Below are 5,891 nucleotides of genomic sequence, written 5' to 3'. Positions count from 1 at the left end.
CTCATTCTGACCGCTTCGAAAACATTACGGCCTGCCAGATCGATGGCTGCCGCTCTTTCGAAGGACAGATCCAGGTTCGCTCTGTGGGCTGCGATCAACGCATCTACTACATTATCCACTCTGCCGCCGGACAGCAGGTGGCTTTCCAGCTGATTTGCATTGACATCCATACCGGCCTTCTGCGCCTTGATCAAAGGGCGGATGATCTTATCCGCACGCACACGACGCAGTCTCATACCAACCAGAGAAAAAATGCTGACCTTTACCCCTGCGGAAATCGCAGAGATCCACAGTCCCAGCGGAACAAAGCTGAGAAAAATACCGATCAGGATCAACACGATAAATAATGGAATAATCAGACCAAAAATTTCAAACATACACAGCGCCTCCTTTGATTCTCTTCTTTCCCTTATTCTTCATAAACCTTTACTGTCACCGTCTTGCCTGTGATCTGCACCACCTGCACACTGACATTTCTGTCAATAAAATCACCGGTGGAGCAGACATCTACGATTTTGCCATCGATTTCTGCCACACCAAACGGCTTCAGTTCCGTACGGGTCACGCCAACCTTACCTAAAAGCCCTTGTAACGGTGCCTCATCAAACCCTTTTGCTTCCTGTCTGTCTCTCAGCACAACTTTATTGTAAAGCCCGCTTTTCTTCGCAAAGGCGATCATGGCAAAAAATATCACCACCGCCACCGCCAGCATCGCCAGAAATACAACAAAGCCATATATCTTAAATGCCGCCACCAGCGAACCTAAAAGAGAGACCGACCCCAGAATGCCGAATAAACCAAATCCGGGCATCAGGATCTCAACAAACAGGAGCAGCAGACCCAGCATGGCTATGATAATGATCCATGGGAGCATCTCTTTCTACCTCCTTTTATCCTGTATCTTTTCAGATACTTTCTTTTTTATTTATATTATCACAAAGATACTTTTCCCCGCAACCGCCTAGGCTAAACCGTAAGAATTGTTTAAGAATTTCCCTCCTGATTTTCTATTTTCGCAAAAAAAGACAGAACCATTCGTTCTGTCTTTCCCTTCTTTTTTATACTGCTTTTGTCACAGGCACGATAATACTTTCGCCCGCTCGTACGTTCCCATCTTTCAAGCCATTTACCTCCAGAATAGCCTCAACCATGTGTTCGATTTTTTCCCCATCCATTCTGTACTCTTCTGCGATTTCCCAAAGGGTATCCCCTTTTTCCACCTGCACACATTCATAATACGTTTTTGTCTGAACGCTCCTCTGACCGCCCATGGCAAGGGTTCCCAAGCAAAGGATCAAAGCCATTGTCAGCAGCACGAACGTATTTTTTCTGATTTTTCTGGATTTTCTTACAACTCTTCTCTGTGTTCTTCTTTCCATGACTTCGCCCCATTTCTTTCGAACATTTTTTCGTTTTTCACCTTTATAATAAACGAACATATATTCTTTGTCAATACTTTTCGCAAAAATTTACGAACATAGGTTTGATTTTATGTTCCCACTGTGATATACTGAAAGCGAACAAGGCGGAAATCTACTTTTTTCTGCCATTGACTTGATAATTCCTGTCCATTTGGATAAAATCATAAGGAGTGAGTATATGAGCGAACTGTCTACAAAACAAAAGCAGATTCTGGAATATATGAAGGCGGAAGTGCGGGATAAAGGCTATCCCCCTTCGGTGCGTGAGATCTGTGATGCTGTAGGGCTGAAATCTACCTCTACGGTCCATGGCCATCTTTCCCGTTTGGAAAAGAAAGGCCTCATCCGCAGAGACCCTACAAAGCCCAGAGCCATCGAGATCCTCGCCCCCGGGTTTGAAGCCCCCCAGAAGGAACTGGTAAATGTCCCCATCGTCGGCACGATCACTGCAGGCACACCGATCCTTGCTGTAGAAAACATCGAAGATACTTTCCCCATCCCCGTGGATTATATCCACAATGACACTGTATTCATGCTCCGTGTCAAAGGCGAAAGTATGATCGAAGCAGGTATTTTTGATAAAGACCTGATCCTGGTTCGTCAGCAGAACGATGCCAAAAACGGAGATATCGTGGTTGCTCTTATCGAAGATTTTGCTACCGTCAAAACTTTTTATAAAGAAAAGGACTTCATCCGCCTGCAGCCTGAAAATTCCTCTATGTCACCTATCATCGTAAAAGACGTTGCCATCCTCGGCAAAGTCATCGGCCTGTTCAGAAAATTCTAAGGAGATGAACGTTTTATGTTTGGTTATGTAAAAGTCGGTGCAGCTGTCCCTCGTTTAAGACTGGCAGACTGTACCTATAATAAAGAACAGATCGTGGCAATGGCAAAAGATGCCTCCGCAAAAGGTGTGCGTGTTCTGACCTTCCCCGAACTGTGTATCACAGGTTATACCTGTGCAGATTTGTTCATGCAGCGTTCCCTGCTGGTTGCAACAGAAAAAGCTGTCAAAGCAATCGCGGAAGAAACTGCAGACCTCGATCTGTTTTTCGTCATCGGTGCCCCCGTTCCTCTGGACAGTCAGGCATTCAACTGCGCCGTTGCTATTTATAAAGGCGAAATTCTCGGTCTGGTTCCCAAAACACATCTGCCCAATTACAGCGAATTTGCAGAAGAACGCTGGTTCTCTTCTGCCGACGATATTCTGGTGGACCACATTCATTATGCTGGTCAGGACGTTCCCATCGGTTCCGATCTGCTCTTTGCAGCCGCAGGTATCCCCGATCTGAAAATCGGCATTGAAATCTGCGAAGACCTGTGGGTACCCATCCCTCCCAGCTCTTATCAGGCTCTGTACGGCGCAACACTGCTTCTGAACCTGTCCGCAAGCAACGAACTTTCCGGTAAGGCTGCTTACCGCAGACGTATGGTAGCACAGCATTCTGCGTCCTGCATGGCTTCTTATGTATACGTTTCCTGCGGCATCGGCGAATCCACACAGGACGCAGTATTCAGCGGTCACAGCATGATCTGCGAAAACGGTGAACTCTTTGCTGAAACAGATCGTTTTTCTCAGGAAAACCAGCTGGTTTATGCTGATATCGATCTTGATATCCTGACAAACGAACGTCGCAGACATACCACATTCCTGTCTCATCTGCAGAAAGCAGAAATGCACCGCATCTATCGTCTGATCCATTTCGATATGGAAGAAACAGAATTGCTGGAAAACTGGAACAGACCCCTGCCCGCAGCACCTTTCCACCCCGCCGCTGACGAAGTGGATGAACAGTGCAAGGATATCTTCTCCATTCAGACAGCAGGTCTGGCAAGAAGAATGGAACATACCCATTCCGAATCTCTGGTAATCGGTATTTCCGGCGGTCTGGACTCTACATTGGCTCTGCTGGTTTGCGTCAAAGCATGCGACTTCCTCGGCATTGACCGCAGCCACGTTCTGGGTGTGACCATGCCCGGTTTCGGTACAACAGACAGAACTTACCAGAATGCCCTGACTCTGATGAAATCTCTGGGCATCACTATGAAAGAAATCCCGATCCGCGATGCTGTAACACAGCATTTCAAAGACATCGAACACGACATGAGCCTGCACAACGTAACATACGAAAATGCACAGGCGCGTGAAAGAACACAGATCCTGATGGATCTGGCAAATAAATATAACGGTCTGGTCGTTGGTACAGGCGACCTGTCCGAACTGGCACTGGGCTGGGCAACCTATAACGGCGACCACATGTCCATGTATGGCGTCAACGGCGGCATCCCCAAAACACTGATCCGTGTACTGGTCAACTGGGTAGCAACCAACGGCGAAGTGGATGCAGAAGCTTCCGCCGCACTGCTGGATGTTCTGGATACCCCCATCAGCCCCGAACTGCTGCCTCCAGATGCTTCCGGTAAGATCAACCAGAAAACAGAAGATCTGGTTGGCCCTTATGAACTGCATGACTTCTTCCTGTATCATATCCTGCATAACGCTTACCGCCCCGCAAAAGTACTGTGGCTGGCAGAAAAAGCCTTTGCAAGCGAATATGACAGAGAAACCCTGCTGAAATGGCTGAAAAACTTCTACCGCCGTTTCTTCATCCAGCAGTTCAAACGTTCCTGCCTGCCTGACGGCCCCAAAGTTGGCCCTATCTCCCTGTCTCCCAGAGGCGACTGGAGAATGCCTACCGATGCTTTCAGCCGTGTATGGATGGACGAAGTGGAAAAATTATAATCCCAAAAAACAAAAACCGAGATGGAATTTTCCATCTCGGTTTCTTTTTTATTCTTTTTCCGCCAGCTTCAGGCAGAAAGCAAAGGTCGTTCCTTTCCCTTCTTCACTTTTCACTGTAATATTTTCACCATGAGCCAGCATGAATTCCTTTGCGATCGCCAAGCCAATCCCGCTGCCCACTTTATCTTCATTCCTTGTCGTATCCGATTTAAAAAAGCGGTCAAATACATATTTCTGATCTTCCTGACTGATGCCGGGGCCCTCATCCTTCACCGAGATCAGCACCTTCTTTTTATCCAGCAATGTTGTTTCCACCTCTATGATACCGCCTTCGGGAGAAAATTTTACTGCATTGTTCAAAAGGTTCTGCAGTACACGGGAAATTTTATCTTTATCCCCTCGAACCATCGTTTTCTCCTCATCATAGATCGCACGAATGATTGCATGCTTTTCTTTCAGCTGCGGCTCCAGCAGGTCAATATTACTGCGGATCAGGCTGTTGATATCAAAATTCGATTCTTCCAATAAAATCGCGCTGCTCTGGGCACGGCTCAGTTCCACAATCCCCTGTGTCATGCGGGACAGACGCTCCGTTTCCTCCAGAACGATCTGCAGATATTTCCCCTGTTTTTCCGCAGGGATGGTGCCATCCAGCATTGCCGTCAGGAAACCGTTCATACTGGTCAGTGGAGAGCGCAGGTCATGGGAAATATTTGCAATAAAATCCTTCTGCACCTTTTCATGGGCCTGCAGGCTTTCTGCCATGTGGTTAAAGCTTTGCGCCAGCTCTCCGACTTCGTCGTTGCTTTTTATTTCCACCCGCTGTTCAAAATCCCCGTTGGCAATGACCTTTGCCGCCCGGTTCATCATCACCAGCGGAAGTGCCACATGCTTCGCCGTCAGAAAGCTGACGATCAGCCCCAGCAAGGATACGAAGAACAGACTGAGTATGCTCATCTGGTACATTTCCATCAGGGATGCTTCGATCTCCGGCAAAGGTCTGCACATAAAGATCCCCGCCAGATATCCCTCCGTAACAGGATAGCCTACCACCAGCATGGGCGTATCAAACACCTCACCCTTCTTCATCTGATGGGTCACGATCTCCCCATGCAAAACCTTTTGGGTCAGATCCTCATACATCATATCATCCCCGATCAGCACGCCGTCAAAGCCGGGGGAGGTCAATACGACCTTTCCGTCCCGATTGACCAGCACGACTCCGGATTCCATATAGTTCTCCAGAATCTGCAGTTCATAGCTCAGATCGCCCAGATTTCCCGTACGGTATGCCTTGCTGTATGCCGTCGCGATCTTTTCCCCCTGACCGACCAGTTCCTCCTTCTTTTCCCCCATATAATGGTTGGTGTAGATGACTGCCAGAGAGCCGCATAAAAGCAGGATCAGTATCCCAATGGTCGTCATATATAAAAGCATCTGCTTTCGCACGATGGAATCTTTTTTCATGGTCATTCCTCCAAAATATGAAAAAACACATTACAAACATGTAAAAAAATGTTATACTGTTATTTGTATGTATCATTGCGCAGAAAAACAGCGCAATATAAAAACCCGGAAAGGAGAATGGCAGATTTCTGCCTGTACCTACTTATGGAAAATAATCAGAATACAACTCCCAACAGACCCAAACGCAAACAGCTGGCTCCCAGAGATATGATCATCGTTGCGCTGATCGTCCTCGTTATGACACGCATCAACTGGGCAAA

General features: G+C 47.3%; 6 protein-coding genes. 2 read left to right on the top strand and 4 right to left on the bottom strand.

What is annotated here, in order from left to right:
- The 3 genes from ACJMLT_RS01495 to ACJMLT_RS01485 form a co-directional block, all read right to left on the bottom strand.
- Window positions 1-377, bottom strand: a 377-nt coding sequence (locus ACJMLT_RS01495) for a flotillin-like FloA family protein (RefSeq protein WP_405725528.1), incomplete at its 3' end; no start/stop codon positions are given.
- 32 nt (window positions 378-409) lie between these two features.
- Window positions 410-874: an NfeD family protein gene (locus ACJMLT_RS01490; RefSeq protein WP_405725525.1), complete on the bottom strand. Its 465-nt coding sequence runs from the start codon at window positions 872-874 to the stop codon at window positions 410-412.
- Between the two features lie 184 nt (window positions 875-1,058).
- Complete coding sequence (locus ACJMLT_RS01485) at window positions 1,059-1,379, bottom strand: cell division suppressor protein YneA (protein WP_405725522.1); 321 nt, start codon at window positions 1,377-1,379, stop codon at window positions 1,059-1,061.
- A 220-nt stretch (window positions 1,380-1,599) separates the two neighbouring features.
- Between ACJMLT_RS01485 and lexA the strand changes: the two genes are divergently transcribed.
- Complete coding sequence (gene lexA / locus ACJMLT_RS01480; protein ID WP_405725519.1) at window positions 1,600-2,208, top strand: transcriptional repressor LexA; 609 nt, start codon at window positions 1,600-1,602, stop codon at window positions 2,206-2,208.
- 15 nt (window positions 2,209-2,223) lie between these two features.
- Window positions 2,224-4,164, top strand: a complete 1,941-nt coding sequence (locus tag ACJMLT_RS01475; protein WP_405725516.1) for an NAD(+) synthase — start codon at window positions 2,224-2,226, stop codon at window positions 4,162-4,164.
- 48 nt (window positions 4,165-4,212) lie between these two features.
- Here ACJMLT_RS01475 and ACJMLT_RS01470 read toward each other — a convergent pair whose 3' ends face one another.
- Window positions 4,213-5,631, bottom strand: coding sequence for a sensor histidine kinase (locus ACJMLT_RS01470; protein ID WP_405725513.1), 1,419 nt, complete (start codon window positions 5,629-5,631; stop codon window positions 4,213-4,215).
- Window positions 5,632-5,891 lie beyond the last annotated feature (260 nt).

This window comes from Anaerotignum sp. (assembly GCF_045122575.1).
Lineage (GTDB): Bacteria > Bacillota > Clostridia > Lachnospirales > Anaerotignaceae > Anaerotignum_A.
The sequence above is the reverse complement of the archived record's forward strand: the minus strand, read 5'-3'. Positions and strand labels throughout refer to the sequence as shown.

Excerpts from the sequence above, each read along its gene's own strand:
- ACJMLT_RS01490 (WP_405725525.1), bottom strand. The coding sequence starts at position 874 with ATGCTCCCATGGATCATTATCATAGCCATGCTGGGTCTGCTGCTCCTG.
- ACJMLT_RS01485 (WP_405725522.1), bottom strand. The coding sequence starts at position 1,379 with ATGGAAAGAAGAACACAGAGAAGAGTTGTAAGAAAATCCAGAAAAATC.
- lexA (WP_405725519.1), top strand. The coding sequence starts at position 1,600 with ATGAGCGAACTGTCTACAAAACAAAAGCAGATTCTGGAATATATGAAG.
- ACJMLT_RS01475 (WP_405725516.1), top strand. The coding sequence starts at position 2,224 with ATGTTTGGTTATGTAAAAGTCGGTGCAGCTGTCCCTCGTTTAAGACTG.
- ACJMLT_RS01470 (WP_405725513.1), bottom strand. The coding sequence starts at position 5,631 with ATGAAAAAAGATTCCATCGTGCGAAAGCAGATGCTTTTATATATGACG.